Source organism: Mycolicibacterium madagascariense, assembly GCF_010729665.1.
Classification (GTDB): domain Bacteria; phylum Actinomycetota; class Actinomycetes; order Mycobacteriales; family Mycobacteriaceae; genus Mycobacterium; species Mycobacterium madagascariense.
In genome coordinates this window covers 1357556-1374331 of record NZ_AP022610.1, presented here as the reverse complement: position 1 = coordinate 1374331, position 16776 = coordinate 1357556, and the positions used below count along the sequence as shown (strand labels likewise).

The window sequence follows — 16776 nt, the reverse complement described above, 5'->3', positions numbered from 1 at the left end:
GTGGGATACGCTGCGTCTCGGTCATGAGTGCCAGCGTCAAGCCCCGGCTTGCTGGCCGGCAACCCTCCAACCGCGGTGGGGTGCCCTGGGTGATGACCAGGTTGAGTAGCCGAAGTCGGCTACACGGCAAGCGCGGGCCCGCCATGACGGGCCCCTCGAGTAGACAGGGAAACCTGATGCGGAGGCCCATCATGTGCCATCGAACCTGAACCACCAGTTCCAGTCCTGATTCGTGCCGTCCACGGCACCCCCTTCCCTTTCGAGGAGACTCCCTTCCATGACCGCCGACATCGATCCGACGTCCTGGGCGTTCGAGACCAAGCAGGTACACGCAGGTCAGGCCCCCGACGCCAGCACCGGCGCCCGGGCGCTGCCGATCTACCAGACCACCTCGTACGCATTCCGCGACACCGACCACGCCGCCGCCCTGTTCGGACTCACCGAGCCCGGCAACATCTACACCCGCATCATGAACCCGACCCAGGACGTCGTCGAGCAACGCATTGCGGCACTCGAGGGCGGCGTCGCCGCACTGTTCCTGTCCTCGGGCCAGGCCGCGGAGACCTTCGCGATCCTGAACCTCGCCAACGCGGGTGACCACGTCGTGTCGTCGCCGCGGCTCTACGGCGGCACGTACAACCTGCTGCACTACACGCTGCCCAAGCTGGGCATCGAGACCACGTTCGTCGACGACCCCGACGACCTGGACTCCTGGCGCGCGGCGGTGCGACCCAACACCAAGGCGTTCTTCGGCGAGACGATCTCCAACCCCCAGATCGACGTCCTCGACATCCCCGGGGTGTCCTCGGTGGCCCACGACCACGGGGTGCCGCTGATCGTCGACAACACCATCGCCACGCCGTACCTCATCCAGCCGATCGCGCACGGCGCCGACATCGTGGTCCACTCCGCGACGAAGTACCTCGGCGGCCACGGCACCGCGATCGCGGGCGTCATCGTCGACGGTGGCACCTTCGACTGGACGCGGGGCCGCCACCCCGGGTTCACCACACCCGATCCGAGCTACCACGGCGTCGTCTTCGCCGAACTCGGGCCGCCCGCCTATGCGCTCAAGGCGCGCGTGCAGCTGTTGCGCGATCTCGGCTCGGCGGGCGCACCGTTCAACGCGTTCCTCATCGCCCAGGGGCTCGAGACGCTGAGTCTGCGGCTCGAGCGCCACGTCGCCAACGCGCAGCGGGTCGCCGAATACCTCGGCGGCCACGACGGCGTGGTGTCGGTCAACTACGCGGGGCTGCCCACGTCGCCATGGTATGAGCGCGGAAAGAAGCTGGCGCCCAAGGGAACCGGCGCCGTGCTGGCCTTCGAGCTGGCGGGCGGCTTCGACGCGGCGACCGCGTTCGTCAACGCGCTGACGTTGCACAGCCACGTCGCCAACATCGGCGACGTCCGGTCACTGGTGATCCATCCGGCGTCCACCACGCACGCGCAGCTGTCCCCCGAGGAGCAACTCGCCACCGGCGTGACCCCCGGCATGGTGCGGCTCGCCGTCGGCATCGAGGGCATCGGCGACATCCTCGCCGATCTGGAGCAGGGCTTCGCCGCCGCGACGGCGATCGCCGGGGTACCGCGGAATGCGGTCTCGGTGTGAAGGAAGAAGTGTGACGATCATCGAACTTCCCGACGCTTCGCAGAGCACGCTGCCCGCGCAGGGCGAGGTCGGCATCGTCGACATCGGTCCGCTGACACTGGAATCGGGCGTCGTGCTCGACGACGTGCACATCGCGTTCCAGCGCTGGGGTGAGCTCGCCGACGACCGCGGGAACGTGGTGGTGGTGCTGCACGCCCTGACGGGCGACTCCCACATCACCGGCCCAGCGGGGCCCGGGCACCCGACGCCCGGCTGGTGGGACGGCGTGGCCGGGCCCGGCGCCCCCATCGACACCGACCGCTGGTGCGCCGTGGCCACCAACGTGCTCGGCGGTTGCCAGGGGTCCACCGGCCCCAGTTCGCTTGCGCCGGACGGCAAGCCGTGGGGATCGCGCTTCCCCGCGATCACCGTGCGCGATCAGGTGAACGCCGACCGGGCCGCGCTGGCCGCCCTCGGCATCACCGAGGTGGCCGCGGTCGTCGGCGGCTCCATGGGTGGGGCCCGAGCGCTCGAGTGGATCGTCGGTCAGCCCGAATCCATCCGCGCCGCACTGGTTCTCGCCGTCGGCGCGCGAGCCACGGCCGACCAGATCGGCACGCAGAGCACGCAGGTCGCCGCCATCACGTCCGACCCCGACTGGCAGCACGGCGACTACTACGGCACCGGTCGCTCCCCCGATGCGGGCATCGACATCGCGCGGCGGTTCGCCCATCTCACCTACCGCGGCGAGAAGGAACTCGATGACCGTTTCGGCAACGCCGGGCAGGGCGAGGAGGACCCCACCGCCGGCGGCCGCTACGCGGTGCAGAGCTACCTGGAGTACCAGGGCGGAAAGTTGGCGCGGCGCTTCGATGCCGGCACCTACGTCGCGCTGACCAACGCCCTGAGCAGCCATGACGTCGGCCGGGGCCGCGGCGGCGTGGCCGCGGCGCTGCGCCGGGTGACGGTGCCCGTCGTCGTCGGCGGCATCACCTCCGACCGGCTCTACCCGCTGCGCCTGCAGCAGGAGCTCGCCGACCTGTTGCCGACGTGCACCGGGCTGAACGTCGTCGACTCCGAATACGGTCACGACGGCTTCCTCGTCGAGACCGACGCCGTGTACGAATTGATTCGCCAGACACTGGAGTTCGCGGCCAAGTGACCACCGAGCAATCCCCCGACGGCTCGCTGTCCTTCGGCGAGGAGGCCGCCGCCTACGAGCGTGGCCGCCCGTCCTACCCGCCGGAGGCCATCGACTGGCTGCTGCCGGCGGGGGCGCGCGACGTCCTCGACCTCGGCGCCGGCACCGGCAAGCTGACCGTCCGGCTCGTCGAACGCGGACTGAACGTCACCGCCGTCGACCCCATCCCCGAGATGCTCGAGGTCCTGCGCAGCTCGTTGCCCGAGACGCCGGCGCTGCTCGGCACCGCCGAGGAGATCCCGCTTCCCGACGACAGCGTCGACGCCGTGGTGGTGGCGCAGGCGTGGCACTGGTTCGACGTCGACCGCGCGGTCCGCGAGATCGCGCGGGTGCTGCGACCGGGTGGGCGCATCGGGCTGGTGTGGAACGTGCGCGACGAGCGGCTCGGCTGGGTGAAGGACCTCGGCCGCATCATCGGCGCGGAGGACGACCCGGCACGTCGCCGCGAGGTGACGCTGCCCGCACCGTTCACCGACGTGGCCCGCCATCAGGTCGAGTGGACGAGCTACCTGACCCCGCAGGCCCTCATCGACTTGGTGGCCTCCCGCAGCTACTGCATCACCTCGCCCACCGAGGTCCGCACGAAGACGCTCGAGCGGGTGCGCGAGCTGCTCGCCACCCACCCGGCGCTCGCCAATGCCAGCGGTCTCGCGCTGCCGTACGTCACGGTCGGGGTGCGGGCGACGCTGGGGCCGTCGAGATAGCGCTGTCAGTCGTCCGCGGGCGCCGAGACGACTGGGAGCGCTATCCGAACGGATGGAGTAGTGGCCATATTGGCCATTTTGGCTAGAATGTCCCCATGGCGACCTTGAGCTACCGCAACAGCGACGGTGAACTCGTCGACGTGCCCACCGTGGCGGCCACCCGGTTCAAGAACGAGTTCGGCGCGATCTTCGAACAGGCCGCCCTTGGAGGTGCCGTCGCGATCACCAAGCACAACACGCCCAAGGCGGTGCTGCTGTCCTATGCCGAGTTCGAGGCGCTGACCCGGGCCAGCTCACCCGTGCTCGACGAGTTGACCGAGGAGTTCGACGGCCTCTTGGCGCGCATGCAGACCAAGCACGCCAAGGCAGGCATGGCCGCGGCATTCGATGCCTCACCCGAGGAACTGGGCCGCGCCGCCGTCGCGGCCGCCCGGCCTAGTTGACCCGTAGGGCCGCGCCCCGCATCTACGTCCTGGCCGGTGTCAACGGCGCGGGCAAGAGCAGCATCGGTGGCGCGATGATCCGCGCCGCCGGCGGCGAGTACTACAACCCCGACGAAGCGGCGAAGGCGCTGATCGCCGCCAATCCCGGCCTGGAACAGGTGAAGGCGAATGCGGCGGCGTGGCGGCAGGGTCGACGACTGCTGGAGCGCGCCGTCGCCGAACGCCTCGACATCGCCTTCGAGACGACGCTCGGGGGCGGCACGATGACGGGCATCCTCGCCGACGCCGCCGCCGCGGGTTTCGAGGTGCGGATCTTCTACGTCGGCCTGGCCAGCCCCGAACTACACCTCGAACGCGTGCGCCACCGGGTCAGCACGGGCGGGCACGACATCCCCGAGGCCGACGTCCGGCGGCGGTGGCGCCATAGCCGGATGAACCTGGTGCGACTGCTGCCGACGCTCACCGAACTGCGCGTGTACGACAACTCCGCCGCGGCCGACCCGGCTGCCGGGCAGGCGCCGCGACCGGTGCTGGTCCTGCACGTCGACCACGGCGAGATCGTCGGACCGCCGGACCTCTCCGCCACGCCGACCTGGGCGCGACCGATCGTCGCCGCGGCGCTCAAGCTGAGCTGATGGACACCCCGAACCAACGCTGCAGTGCCGCAACGAGTCCCGGCCCCTCGGCAGCTTCGGTGGCCCATGCCACGTAGCCGTCGGGTCGCACGAGGAGACCCAGGACGGGCGACTCGACGATGCTGGCCGCCACCAGCTCGACGCGATCGGCCCAGCCCGCCGCGATCGTCGCGAACGCGCCGCCGGAACCGTCGATCAGGACGGGTCTGCCGTCGCGCAGCAGCTCGGCGACGCGACGGCCGTCGTCGAGCACCAATTCCGGCACCAGGAAGCCCGACCACGGGTGCGCATCGCCGACGTCGTAGCGCACGTCGGCCCCGGCGAGGAGCCGCGCCAGATGTGCGCGCACCTGGGGCAGCTCGACGAGCTCGCCGAAGAGCGTTCGCAGAGCGTCGACTTCGGGCCCGTGGGCCACCAGTGCCTGCTGCGACAGCGAGTGCATCATGACGCGCTCCCCCACCGGATGGCGTTCGGACTCGTAGGTGTCGAGCAGGCCCTTGGGCGCCCACCCCCTGACCTGCGCGGCCAGCTTCCAGCCGAGATTCACCGTGTCCTGCAGGCCGAGGTTGAGGCCGGGGCCGCCCATCGGGGAGTGCACGTGCGCGGCGTCGCCGAGCAGCAGCACGCGGCCGACGCGATAGTTCTGCGCCAAGCGCGTATTGATGCCGTCCATCCGGCGCATCGCGTGCGGGCCGGGACCGCGCGGCGGTTCGAAGGGAACGTCCACGCCGAAGACCCGCTTGGCGCTCGCGCGGAGATCCTCCAGCGACATCGGCGGAGCGTCCGGCGGCAGCCGGCCTGCCTCGACGGTCGCGAACATCGTTCGGCCAGAGGGGATGTCGAAGAAGACGTAGCCACCGTCGTCGAGCCGGTTGTGCCGCATGCGGAGCGGACCAAAACCCGGTATGACATAGGCGCCGTCGTCACCGCGAAGCTCGTCGGGAAGATGCACGTCGGCAAGCCGCGTCACCGTGTTCGAGGTACTGCCGGGGAACTCGACCCCCAGCGTCTTGCGGACGAGGCTGCGCCCGCCGTCCGCGCCGACGAGGTAGGCGGCGCCCAGACAGTACGTGCCACCGGGGCCCTCGACGAACGCGTCGACCCCGTCCTCGGTCTGCGTCAGCCCCACCAGTGCGTGGCCCCATCTGACGTCGACGCCGAGATCACGGGCGCGCTTCTCCAGCAGCCGCACCACCCTGGGCTGCTGGATCAACAGAGCGCGCATCGGATTGTCCGGCACGCCCGAGAAGTCCAGACCCATGCCCGCGAACATCCACTCGCGCAACGGTTCCGACGGCCCGTCGGGACCCCCGAAGGCCTGGTACAGCCCCCGCATGTCGAGAATCCGAACGACCTGCCCGGCAAGACCGTTGGACTTGGGTTCGTCACCGGGCCCGGGTTGCCCATCGAGGACGACGGAGCCGACGCCGGCGAGCGCGAGCTCGCAGGCGAGCATCAGTCCGTTCGGTCCCGCTCCGGCGATGACGACCGCGGCGGTGTCCTGGTCAGCCACGCGCCTGCTCCAGCCGGTGCGGCTCGGGCATTCCCGCCGCGACGGCGGCCATGCCGTCACGCAGGAGCGTCGTCACGGCGACGGGTGGGTCGGCCACCGCGTAGGCGTCCATCGCCGTGTCGACGACGGCGCGCACCACGGCGGTGACCAGTCGCGGGTACATGTCCGTCAAGGGATCGACGCCGGCGCGTTCGGCGATGGCCTCGACCCACTCGTCGAACAACTCCTTGACCACCGCCGTACGAATGTCCGGGTGCAACAGCAGCTTTCGCACCTGGACGAGTTCGCCGCGGGTGGGAATCGTCGCGTCGACCATGTCGCGGTCGGCGAATTCCTCGTCGAGCGGTCCGAGCACCGCCTCGGTCATCGACGTCCACAGTGGTTCGTCGGCGGGCCGCGCGCGAAACAGCGAGATGCTTCGCCGCAGGCGTTCGGCCTGCCGGTAGGCCAACGCCTCGTACTTGCCGGTGAAGTAGTTGGTGAAGGTGCGCAGCGAGACCCCCGCCTCCCTCGCGATGTCCTCGCGCGTGACGGCGTCGAGGCCGTTCTCTAACGCCAGTTTCAGGGCGGCGTCGCTGAGCGCCCGTCGCGTGTCGACCTTCTTGCGCTCGCGCAGTCCCATGCCGGCCACCGTACGCCCAAACTTGCCCGGTGGGCAAGATTGCCCGTTGGGCACGTTTTGCCGGAGGCGTCAGAATCCAGGCGTCGAGACGACCGACCCCGCCATCACGACGTCGCGGACGAGCGGGACGCCGGGCCGGTAGGCCAGATGGACGTACGACGGGGCGTCCAGGGCCACGAAGTCCGCGCGCGTGCCGGGCTCGAGGACGCCGACGTCGTCGCGGCGCAGGGCGGCGGCACCGCCTGCCGTGGCCGACCACAGCGCCTGCGCCGGGGTGAAGTACATGTCCCGTACGGCGAGCGCGATGCAGAACGACATGCTGGACGTAAACGACGAGCCGGGGTTGCAGTCGGTCGCCAGCGCCACCGTCGCGCCGGCGGCCAGGAACCGCTGCGCGTCGGGATAGGTTGCCCGCGTGCAGAATTCGGCCCCCGGCAGGAGCGTCGCCACCGTCGTGCCCGCCGCCGAGGCGAGCGCTTCGACGTCGGCGTCGGAGGCGTACGTGCAGTGGTCGACCGACGCGGCGCCCAGCTCCACGGCGAGCTGGATGCCCGCGCCCAGCTCGAGCTGACCGGCGTGCAGGCGCGGAATCAGCCCGGCGGCGGCACCCGCCCGCAAGATGGCCTCGGACTCGTCGACGTCGAAGGCGCCTCGGTCGCAGAAGACGTCGATCCACCGGGCCAGCGGCGCACATTCCGCCAGCATCGGGCCGGTCACCAGGTCGACGTAGCCGTCGCGGTCGTCGCGATACTCGGCGGGGACGACGTGGGCGCCGAGGAACGTGGTCTCGGGCGTGAAGTCGCTTGCCAGCCGCAACGCGCGGGCTTCGTCGGCGACGGTCAGGCCGTAGCCGCTCTTGGTCTCGAACGTCGTGATGCCGCCGCGGACCATCTCATCGGCCCACCGCGCGAGGCCGTGGCGCAGCGCCGCGTCGTCGGCGGCCCTGGTCGCGGCGACCGTCGTGGCGATGCCGCCCGCCGCGTAGGGCTGCCCACTCATGCGTGCCGCGAATTCGGCCGACCGTTCGCCGGCGAAGACCAGGTGAGCGTGGCTGTCGACGAACCCGGGGATCACGCTGCCGCCACCGAGGTCGATGCGCGCGTCGGCATCCGGGGCGTGCCGACGCTCACCGATCCAGGCAATGCGCTCGCCCTCGACGACGATGGCCCCGTCGGTGACGATGCCCAGTCGGCTGCCGTCGCCCTGGCTCGGATCGTTGGTGACCAGCTCGCCGATGCCGGTGAAGACGGTGCTCACCGAACCTGCCCCAGCAGGGCCGAGATCGATTCGGCCAGTGCGGTTTTCACGTCGACCGAGACGTGCCGGCGATCGGCGACGACGACGCGGCCGTCGACGACGACGTCGGTGACGTCCGCCGCCGACGCCGCGAACATCACGTTCTCGACCGTCGCGCCCCCGCCCGCGGTGCGCAGCGAGGTCGTGTCGACGGCGACGAGGTCGGCGCGGGCGCCGACGCGCAGCGTGCCCGCATCGGGCCAGCCGAGCGCGTGTTGGCCGTCGACCGTCGCGGCCGTCAAAAGCCGCTGGGCGGAGACGATCCCGCGTTCGCGACGGGCCAGCCGCTCGTCGAGCTCGGTGGCCCGCGCCTCCTCGAAGAGGTCGATCACGGCGTGAGAGTCGGACCCGAGGCTGAACCGGCCGCGGCCGGCCAGCAGCGCGGCCGCCGGGCCGATGCCGTCGCCGAGATCCCGCTCGGTCGTCGGGCAGAAGCACACCCCGGTCGCGGAGCGGTCGAGGTCGGCCAGATCCTCGTCGGTCAGGTGGGTGGCATGCACGGCAGTGGTGCGGGGTCCGAGGACCCCGGCGTCGCGGAGCAGCGCCGTCGGGGTGGCGCCGTGGACCGCCAGACACTGTTCGACTTCGGCGGTCTGCTCCGAGGAGTGCACGTGCAGCGGCGCGTCGTGGGCGGCGGCCCACTCGACGACGGCGGGCATGTGCTCCAGGGGTACCCCGCGCACGGAATGCAATGCGGCGCCGATCCTTACGCCCTCGTCATCGATGGACTGATGCAGTGCCTGCACGCGCTCGGCCCACGCTTCGCCGCTGCCGTCGCCGAAGCGCTGCTGCGGACCCGGAGCCAGCGGCGCGCCGTCGACGCCCGAGCTGAGATAGCACGTGTCGAGCAGGGTCAGGCGCACGCCCGCAGCGTCCGCCGCCTCGACGAGCGCGAGGCCCATCTCGTTGGGGTCGGCGTAGGGGGTTCCGCCGACGTCGTGGTGCAGGTAGTGGAACTCACCCACCGACGTGATTCCCGCACAAGTCATTTCGGCGTACACCGCGGTCGCGAGCCGGCGATAGCCGTCGGGGTCGAGCCGGCCCGCGGCCCGGTACATCAGGTCGCGCCACGTCCAGAACGAGCCCCGGTCGCGCTGGGTGCGCGACCGCAGTGCCCGGTGGAAGGCGTGCGAGTGCGCGTTGGCCAGGCCCGGCACGACGAGCCCGGCGAGCCGCTGCGCCGATGCCGGCGCGGGGACTTCGGACTCGACCGCGGTGATCCGGCCGTCGGCGACGGTGATCGACACCCGCTCGGCGACGGCATCCCCGCCGAGCCAGGCGTGCTCGCACCACCAGGAGCTCACCCCACCCACTCCACCATGACGTCGGCCAGCGCCTCGGCGCCGAGATTGCAGTCGGCGGGCTCGGCGTATTCCTGCGGTGAGTGCGAGACGCCGGTCGGGTTGCGCACGAACAGCATTGCCGTCGGCACTCTGGCCGAGAGGATGCCCGCGTCGTGACCCGCCTGCGTCGCCAGCACGGGCACGTCGCCGACCCCCGCCAGCGCCCGCTGCAGCCGAGCGCGGGGCGCCTGCGGGAAGTCGACGACGGGCGTGAGGGATTCGGCGCTCACCCGCAGGTCGATGCCGTCGGCCGTCGCGAAACCACCTGCCTCGGCACTGATCTGGTCGACCAGGGCGGTCAGCGTCGCCTCGTCGGCGGCCCGGGCGTCCAGCCACGCTCTCACCAGAGAGGGAATGGCGTTGGCGCCGTTGGGCGAGACGAGCACCTTGCCGAAGGTGGCGACCGCCTCGTGCCGCTGGGCCGCGGTGCGGGCGGCGTGCACCGACGATGCGAAGGCCAGCATCGGATCCCGGCGGTCGGACAGGCGGGTGGTGCCGGCGTGGTTGGCGGCGCCGTGAAACGCGAACTCCCAGCGGCCGTGTGGCCAGATGGCCGAGGCCACCGCGATCGGCCGGTCGACGAGGTCCAGCGCGCGGCCCTGCTCGACGTGCAGTTCGACGTAGACGCCGATCCGCTTCAGCAGGGTCTCGTCGATGCCGAGATGCTCGGGATGACGACCGGCGCGGGTCATCGCCTCCTCGAGCGTGACGCCGTCGTTGTCGCGCAAGGCCCGCGCGCGGTCGGCGCTCAGCGCGCCGGTGACGAGCTTGGACCCCACGCACGCGACGCCGAAGCGGGCGCCCTCCTCGTCGGAGAAGGCCGCCACGGCAACGGGTATCGTCGGGACGACGCCGCGGGCGCGCACGATGTCGACGGCCGCGAATGCCGACACGACGCCGAGCGGCCCGTCGTAGGCACCCCCGTCGGGCACCGAATCCAGGTGCGAGCCAGTGACGAAGGCGTCCCTCGGCTCACCGACCCACCCGGTCGGCAGCCACCATGCCCACAGGTTGCCGTTGCGGTCCTCCTCCACGTCCATGCCGCGCTGTTCGGCGCAGCCGCGGAACCATTCCCGCAGGGTCAGGTCTGCATCCGACCATGCGTAGCGCCGGTAACCGCCGGTCCCGCCGTGCCTACCGACGTCGAGGATGGCGTCCCACAGCGCGTCGAACTCGCTCATTCGTTCTCCTGCATGGGGATTCGTACGCCACGCTGCGCGGCGACGGCGGCGGCGTGCTCGTATCCCGCGTCCGCGTGGCGGATGATGCCGGTGCCCGGGTCGTTGGTCAGCACGCGTTCGAGCTTCTGCGCGGCGAGATCGGTGCCGTCGGCGACCGTGACCTGCCCGGCGTGGATGGAGCGACCCATGCCGACCCCGCCGCCGTGGTGGATCGACACCCAGGTCGCCCCGGATGCGGTGTTCAACAACGCGTTCAGCAGCGGCCAGTCGGCGATGGCGTCGGAGCCGTCGAGCATCGCCTCGGTCTCGCGGTAGGGCGAGGCCACCGAGCCGGAGTCCAGGTGGTCGCGGCCGATGACGATGGGCGCCGACACCTCACCGGAGGCCACCATCTCGTTGAACTTCAGTCCAGCCCGGTGCCGTTCGCCGTAGCCGAGCCAGCAGATGCGGGCGGGTAGCCCCTCGAACTCGACGCGGTCACCGGCCATCGTGATCCACCGCCGCAGGTGGTCGTTCTCGGGAAACAGGTCGAGGATCGCGCGGTCGGTGGCGGCGATGTCCTGCGGATCCCCGGACAGCGCGGCCCACCGGAACGGGCCGAGGCCCTCCTCGAACTGCGGCCGGATATAGGCGGGTACGAAGCCGGGGAAGTCGAATGCCCTGTCGTAACCGGCCTTTCGGGCCTCGTCGCGGATCGAGTTGCCGTAGTCGAACACCTCGGCACCCCTGTCGAGGAATCCGACCATGGCGGCCACGTGCTTGGCCATCGACTCCTGCGCCTGTTCGGTGAAGTAGACCGGGTCCTTCTCGGCCATCTTCTTCATGTCCTCGAGCTCGATGCCGATCGGCAGGTACGACAGCGGGTCGTGCGCGGAGGTCTGGTCGGTGACGACGTCGATCGGTGCGTCGCGCGCCAGCAGCGCCGGGAACACCTCGGCCGCATTGCCGACGACGCCGATCGACAACGGCCGCTTGGCATCTCGCGCTTCGATCGCCCTGGCCAACGCGTCGTCGAGGTCGGTGGCCTTGACGTCGAGGTAGCGCTTGGCGATGCGGCGGTCGATGCGCGTCTCGTCGACGTCGACGCAAATTGCGACGCCCTCGTTCATCGTCACGGCCAGGGGCTGTGCGCCGCCCATGCCGCCGACGCCGGCGGTCAGGGTGATGGTGCCCGCGAGGCTGCCGTCGAACTTCTTCTTGGCGATGGCACCGAACGTCTCGTAGGTGCCCTGCAGGATGCCCTGCGTGCCGATGTAGATCCACGAGCCCGCGGTCATCTGGCCGTACATCGTCAGACCAGCGGCCTCCAGTGCGCGGAACTGCTCCCAGTTCGCCCAATCCCCAACCAGATTCGAGTTCGCGATCAGCACGCGCGGGGCCCATGCGTTGGTGCGGAACACCCCGACCGGCTTGCCCGACTGCACCAGCATCGTCTCGTCGTCCTCGAGCCCGCGCAGGGTGCGGACGAGTGCGTCGAAGGCGGGCCAGCTGCGCGCCGCGCGCCCCGTGCCGCCGTAGACCACGAGATCGTCGGGATGCTCGGCGACCTCGGGATCGAGGTTGTTCATCAGCATGCGCAGGACGGCTTCCTGTGGCCATCCCTTGCAGGAGATGTCGGAACCGCGTGGCGCACGGACGGGGCGGGGGCCGGAGAGGGTCGTCATGTCAGGTGAGGTCCTTCGTCGGGTGTGGTGCCGGGGTACTGCTGAGCCGGGCGGAGACGTCCGCGGCGGCCGCGACCAACTGCTGGCCGTAGCGCGTCGCGAGCCGTGCGGTCAATCGGTAGCTCGGGATCAACAGGCTCATCGCCGCGACGATCCTGGCCTGGGAGTGGATGGGGCAGGCCATTGCGGTGACGTCGGTCTCGACGCCGTGTTCGACGACGACGTAACCGTCGTCGGAGACCCTGCCGCGCAACGCGTGTCCGGCCGCCGAGGTCTCCATCGGCACCGTGCGGCCGACCCAGCTGGCGTGCCGCACGGAATGGGTGCCCTCGACGATGCTGAGGTACACCGCGGTCGCGTCGTGACCCTCGACGCTGAGGTAGGCCGACTCGCCGGTCTGGTCGACGAGCTCCTGCATGGCGGGTGCGGCGAGGTCGATCAGCGACTCGTCGCTCAGGGCCTGGGCGCCGAGCTGGATGATGCGGCTGCCCGGGCGGTACAGCCCGAGCTCGTCCTTGCGCACGAAACCCGTCGCCTCCAGCGTGCGCAGCAGCCGCAGCGCCGTGCTCGGCGCCAGCTCGCAGTCCCGCGCGGTGTCGGCGAGATTGACGCCGCCGCGGTCGCAGACGCTCGCGAGCAGAGCCAATGCGCGCTCGACGGTTCTGGTCGCCTGGTCGGCCAACGTGTCCTCCTTCGGCATCGACGCTACGGCCGTGACGTTTCACCTGACTGCCCCGACGTTGCCACTAAGTAAAATCGCCATTCCGTCTAGTGGAATCGCCGTACGTGGACGATGTTAGGTCGCGCCGCCCGGGGGTGACGCACAACGAGGAAATTCAGATGCTCGAGGTGACGGCGTCGACATAGCGTCCACAGTCACGAGACCCGCGTGCGGCGACTGTGAGCGCTACCTCGACGAAAACTAGGACGTGCCCAGCGGATCGATCGTCAGCGCGATGTAGACCAGCGCCGCACTGACCGTCGCCGTGGTGGCGATGTCGATGGTCCGCGATCGCACGACCAGCAAGCCGGCGCGCTCGTCGGTCAGCGTCAGCCGCATCGCCGCCGCCACCCCGACACCGATCGCGAGCACGAGGGCGCCGCGACGCCAGTACCCGGCGACGACCAACCCGAACGCGGCCAGCAGGAAGACGCCCACCGTGAGGATCGGCCACTGGCCCGCGAACACCTTGTGCGCGAATTCCCGTGCCGTCACTGGGCTTTGGCCTCGTCGAGCTCGACGACGTTGGTCAGCAGGAACGCCCGCGTGAGCGGACCGACGCCGCCGGGGTTCGGCGACACGTGCCCCGCCACGTCCCAGACGTCGGGATGCACGTCGCCGACCAGCTTGCCCGCGTCGTCGCGGCTCACCCCGACGTCGACGACCGCAGCGCCCGGCTTGACCATGTCCGCGGTGACCATGTGCGGCACCCCGACCGCGGCGACGATGACGTCGGCCTCGCGCGCCAACTCGGGAAGGTGACGAGTTGCGGTGTGGCACAACGTGACCGTCGCGTTCTCGGAGCGGCGCGTCAGCAGCAGGCCCAGCGGCCGGCCGACCGTCACCCCGCGCCCGATCACCACGACGTGCGCCCCGGCGATCTCGACCTCGAACCGCCGCAGCAGGTGCACGATTCCCCGCGGCGTGCACGGCAGCGGCGCCGGTTCGTTGAGCACCAGCCTGCCGAGGTTCGTGGGGTGCAGGCCGTCGGCGTCCTTGGCGGGGTCGATGCGCTCCAGCGCCGCGTTCTCGTCGAGGTGCTTGGGCAACGGCAGCTGCACGATGTACCCGGTGCACTCGGGGTTGGCGTTCAGTTCGTCGATGGTCTCGTTCAGCGCGGCCTGGCTGATGTCGGCGGGCAGGTCGCGACGGATCGAGTTGATGCCGACCTTCGCGCAGTCGGCGTGCTTGCCGCGGACGTAGGCCTGCGAACCCGGGTCGTCACCGACCAGGACGGTACCCAGGCCGGGGGTGCGGCCCGCCGCCGTCAACTTCTCGACGCGCTGCTTGAGGTCGACGAAGATCTCGTCACGCGTGGCCTTGCCGTCCAACGTCATCGCACCCACGCGTCGATCTCCCGTCGCTTCGCTCGCCGCCCGCACAATCCCCGTCGCTTCGCTCGCCGCCTGCCCCGGCACCCCATTCTGGCAGCCATCGTTGACACCCGACCCACCGGCGTGTTGGGCTGCGCCAATGGACAGCCCTCCAAATGTGTTCACTCCGGCCAAGCTCGGCCCGGTGACCCTGCGCAACCGCATCATCAAGGCGGCGACCTTCGAGGCGTCCACGCCCGACGCCCTGGTCACCGACGACCTGATCACTTACCACCGGCTGCCCGCCGCAGGCGGCATCGGCATGACGACCGTCGCCTACTGCGCGGTCACTCCCGGCGGCCGCACCGATGGCTGGCAACTGTGGATGCGGCCGGAGGCGGTGCCGGGACTGCGCCGGCTGACCGACGCGATCCACGCCGAGGGCGCCGCGATCAGCGCGCAGATCGGTCACGCCGGTCCCGTCGCGAACGCGCGCACCAACAAGGCGCCGGCCTATGCGCCAGTGCGCTTCTTCAACCCGCTGTCGATGCGGTTCGCCAAGAAGGCCACCCGGGCCGACATCGAGGAGATCACCGCCGCCCACGCCAACGCCGCCCGCCTGGCGATCGAATCCGGCTTCGACGCCGTCGAGGTGCACCTCGGCCACAACTACCTGGCCAGCTCGTTCCTCAGCCCGCTGATCAACCGTCGCACCGACGAGTACGGCGGCTCGCTGGAGAACCGGGCAAAGGTGGCCCGCGGCGTGGTGCGGGCCGTCCGCGACGCCGTCGGCAACCGCATCGCCGTGACGGCCAAGCTCAACATGTCCGACGGCGTGCGCGGCGGCATCTCGCTCGACGAGTCGCTGCAGACCGCCACGTGGCTCGAGGAGGACGGCGGCCTCGACGCGCTCGAACTCACGGCGGGCAGCTCCCTGCTCAACCCGCTGTACCTCTTCCGCGGGGACGCTCCCATCAAGGAGTTCGCGAACGCGTTCAAGCCCCCGCTGCGGTGGGGCATCCGCATGTCGGGCAAGAAGTTCCTGCGCGAGTACCCCTACCGCGAGGCCTACCTCCTGGATCAGGCCAGGCAGTTCCGTGCCGCACTGACCATGCCGCTGATCCTGCTGGGCGGCATCACCAATCGCGAGACCATGGACCTCGCGATGGCCGAGGGCTTCGACTTCGTGGCGATGGGCCGGGCCGTGCTCGCCGAACCCGACCTGGTCAACCGCATCAGGGACGAGGACCCCGGGCACGCGGTGCGCTCGCTGTGCACGCACTGCAACAGGTGCATGGCCACCATCTACAGCCAGACGCACTGCGTGGTGACGGGCTCACCGGGTCACTAGCGACCGGTGCTGCCGCCGACTTCGGCGGGCAGCGGTGGCGGCAGCGAGGTCGACGGCGTCACCGGCACGGCGCTCGGCTGGGAGGGTCCGCTCGTCGTGGCGGTGCTCGAGGGCGAAGTCGAACCCGTCGAACCCGTCGAACCCGTCGAACCCGCCGACCCGTGGAAGTCGAGCATCGGCTCGCTGCGGATCTGCTGGCCGCCCGACGACACGGTCAACGCGCTCGACGTCACGGTGTAGGTGATGCCGTCGTTCTGCGCGGCGTAGCCGCTGCTGGACACCGTGGCACCGAGGATCAGCCGGGCCCCGTCACTCACCCGTACCCCGCGGTACTGGTACTGGCCCGACGCGTCGTCCTTGCAGATCGCCACGCGTGAGTTCGCCGTGTAACCGTAGGCAACGGCCTTGCTCGGTGGATCGCACCGCGCGGTGGAGTCGAGGAACCCGCGGTCGTCAGACGATGGAGGTGCCGCCGAGGCCGCGGGTGTCAGGGCGGTGATGACGCCCGCACCGACGATGGTCCCGAGTGCCGCCGCTGCCAGAGCGGCCCGCAGGCGCGTACCCCTGGTGCCTCTGCTTGGCTGCTTCACCCTTCCCATCGTTGCATCGTCGAGGGTGTTGCGTTCGGACCCGCCCGCGCGTCGGCGAGTTCAGCCCAGGCGTCGGTCGGCCGCCTGCTGCACCACGGGCGTGCTCGGGTCGGTGCGGTAGTCCCTGGAGTCGACCATGGTCTCGTCGCGCACCACCCTCGGTCCTCGCGTCAGCAGCAGTGCTCGCGAGGACACCGTGTAGTCGATGGCGTCCGCACGAGCCCCGAAGCAGCCATCCGACAGGGCCTTTGCGGGCAGGAGGACGGCGGCGCCGTCGGCCAGCCGAATCCCGCGGTACTGGAACCCGCCGCGCCCGTCGGCGCAGATCGCGACGAGGGACAGCGCCGTGCGACCCACCAGGACGGCGTTCTGGTTCGGGGCGCACCGGGCGGGTGAGTTGAGGTAACCCTGCCCGTCGGTCGGCACGGTCGGCGGCTTGGCCTCCGCGGTCGGCAAATGACTTGACGTAACCGTGGCGACACCGACCGTGACTGCCAGACACACTCCGGCAAGTGCTCCGCGCAGCACGTGCCCGACCGATCGCGTCTCCGCCATGCATCAAGGACACCACGATCAGCGCCGAATAGCGTCGACGAAACGCCGTTGTGCAG

At 70.6% G+C, this 16776-nt stretch carries 17 protein-coding genes and 1 riboswitch; of the genes, 6 read left to right on the top strand and 11 right to left on the bottom strand.

The features are described 5' to 3' along the window. The first annotated feature begins 19 nt into the window (after window positions 1–19). Window positions 20–139, top strand: a riboswitch (SAM riboswitch). A 138-nt stretch (window positions 140–277) separates the two neighbouring features. The 5 genes from G6N60_RS06505 (at window position 278) to G6N60_RS06485 (ending at window position 4571) form a co-directional block, all read left to right on the top strand. Then, a complete protein-coding gene (locus tag G6N60_RS06505; RefSeq protein WP_163734155.1) occupies window positions 278–1609 on the top strand; it encodes a bifunctional o-acetylhomoserine/o-acetylserine sulfhydrylase in 1332 nt (443 codons plus the stop codon). A 10-nt stretch (window positions 1610–1619) separates the two neighbouring features. Continuing rightward, complete coding sequence (gene metX / locus G6N60_RS06500; RefSeq protein ID WP_372511008.1) at window positions 1620–2750, top strand: homoserine O-acetyltransferase MetX; 1131 nt, start codon at window positions 1620–1622, stop codon at window positions 2748–2750. Beyond that, entirely contained in the window at window positions 2747–3493 is a 747-nt protein-coding gene (locus G6N60_RS06495) for a class I SAM-dependent methyltransferase (RefSeq protein ID WP_163734149.1), read from the top strand. Before metX ends, G6N60_RS06495 begins: the two co-directional genes overlap by 4 nt. A 95-nt stretch (window positions 3494–3588) precedes the next feature. Beyond that, entirely contained in the window at window positions 3589–3936 is a 348-nt protein-coding gene (locus G6N60_RS06490) for a type II toxin-antitoxin system prevent-host-death family antitoxin (RefSeq protein ID WP_163734146.1), read from the top strand. Then, window positions 3933–4571, top strand: a complete 639-nt coding sequence (locus G6N60_RS06485) for an ATPase (protein WP_163734143.1) — start codon at window positions 3933–3935, stop codon at window positions 4569–4571. Before G6N60_RS06490 ends, G6N60_RS06485 begins: the two co-directional genes overlap by 4 nt. On the opposite strand, the gene G6N60_RS06480 is transcribed toward G6N60_RS06485, so the two are convergent. The 9 genes from G6N60_RS06480 to G6N60_RS06440 form a co-directional block, all read right to left on the bottom strand. Further along, window positions 4558–6084, bottom strand: a complete 1527-nt coding sequence (locus G6N60_RS06480) for an FAD-dependent monooxygenase (protein WP_163734139.1) — start codon at window positions 6082–6084, stop codon at window positions 4558–4560. The two genes, G6N60_RS06485 and G6N60_RS06480, sit on opposite strands and share 14 nt — an antisense overlap. After that, the gene (locus tag G6N60_RS06475) at window positions 6077–6706 is read right to left on the bottom strand and encodes a TetR/AcrR family transcriptional regulator (RefSeq protein WP_163734136.1); all 630 of its coding nucleotides are present in this window, start codon (window positions 6704–6706) and stop codon (window positions 6077–6079) included. Before G6N60_RS06475 ends, G6N60_RS06480 begins: the two co-directional genes overlap by 8 nt. Before the next feature lie 69 nt (window positions 6707–6775). After that, a complete protein-coding gene (hutI, locus tag G6N60_RS06470; protein ID WP_163734133.1) occupies window positions 6776–7963 on the bottom strand; it encodes an imidazolonepropionase in 1188 nt (395 codons plus the stop codon). After that, a complete protein-coding gene (locus G6N60_RS06465) occupies window positions 7960–9306 on the bottom strand; it encodes a formimidoylglutamate deiminase (RefSeq protein ID WP_197746919.1) in 1347 nt (448 codons plus the stop codon). The genes hutI and G6N60_RS06465 overlap by 4 nt, the downstream gene beginning before the upstream one ends. Next, window positions 9303–10526: an allantoate amidohydrolase gene (locus G6N60_RS06460; RefSeq protein ID WP_163734126.1), complete on the bottom strand. Its 1224-nt coding sequence runs from the start codon at window positions 10524–10526 to the stop codon at window positions 9303–9305. Before G6N60_RS06460 ends, G6N60_RS06465 begins: the two co-directional genes overlap by 4 nt. Beyond that, on the bottom strand, window positions 10523–12190 hold the full coding sequence (gene hutU / locus G6N60_RS06455; protein WP_163734123.1) for a urocanate hydratase: 1668 nt from the start codon (window positions 12188–12190) through the stop codon (window positions 10523–10525). Before hutU ends, G6N60_RS06460 begins: the two co-directional genes overlap by 4 nt. A 1-nt stretch (window position 12191) precedes the next feature. Beyond that, a complete protein-coding gene (locus G6N60_RS06450; RefSeq protein WP_163743563.1) occupies window positions 12192–12872 on the bottom strand; it encodes an IclR family transcriptional regulator in 681 nt (226 codons plus the stop codon). Window positions 12873–13112: 240 nt separating this feature from the next. Further along, window positions 13113–13406, bottom strand: coding sequence for a DUF3017 domain-containing protein (locus G6N60_RS06445; RefSeq protein ID WP_163734120.1), 294 nt, complete (start codon window positions 13404–13406; stop codon window positions 13113–13115). Next, complete coding sequence (locus G6N60_RS06440; RefSeq protein WP_179969650.1) at window positions 13403–14257, bottom strand: bifunctional methylenetetrahydrofolate dehydrogenase/methenyltetrahydrofolate cyclohydrolase; 855 nt, start codon at window positions 14255–14257, stop codon at window positions 13403–13405. The genes G6N60_RS06445 and G6N60_RS06440 overlap by 4 nt, the downstream gene beginning before the upstream one ends. A 127-nt stretch (window positions 14258–14384) precedes the next feature. Here G6N60_RS06440 and G6N60_RS06435 point away from each other — a divergent pair, with 127 nt between their 5' ends. Then, the gene (locus tag G6N60_RS06435; protein WP_163734113.1) at window positions 14385–15575 is read left to right on the top strand and encodes an NADH:flavin oxidoreductase; all 1191 of its coding nucleotides are present in this window, start codon (window positions 14385–14387) and stop codon (window positions 15573–15575) included. On the opposite strand, the gene G6N60_RS06430 is transcribed toward G6N60_RS06435, so the two are convergent. After that, complete coding sequence (locus G6N60_RS06430; RefSeq protein ID WP_246240382.1) at window positions 15572–16165, bottom strand: hypothetical protein; 594 nt, start codon at window positions 16163–16165, stop codon at window positions 15572–15574. The genes G6N60_RS06435 and G6N60_RS06430 overlap by 4 nt on opposite strands. 60 nt (window positions 16166–16225) lie before the next feature. Then, window positions 16226–16720, bottom strand: coding sequence for a hypothetical protein (locus G6N60_RS06425; RefSeq protein WP_163734107.1), 495 nt, complete (start codon window positions 16718–16720; stop codon window positions 16226–16228). Window positions 16721–16776: the final 56 nt, after the last annotated feature.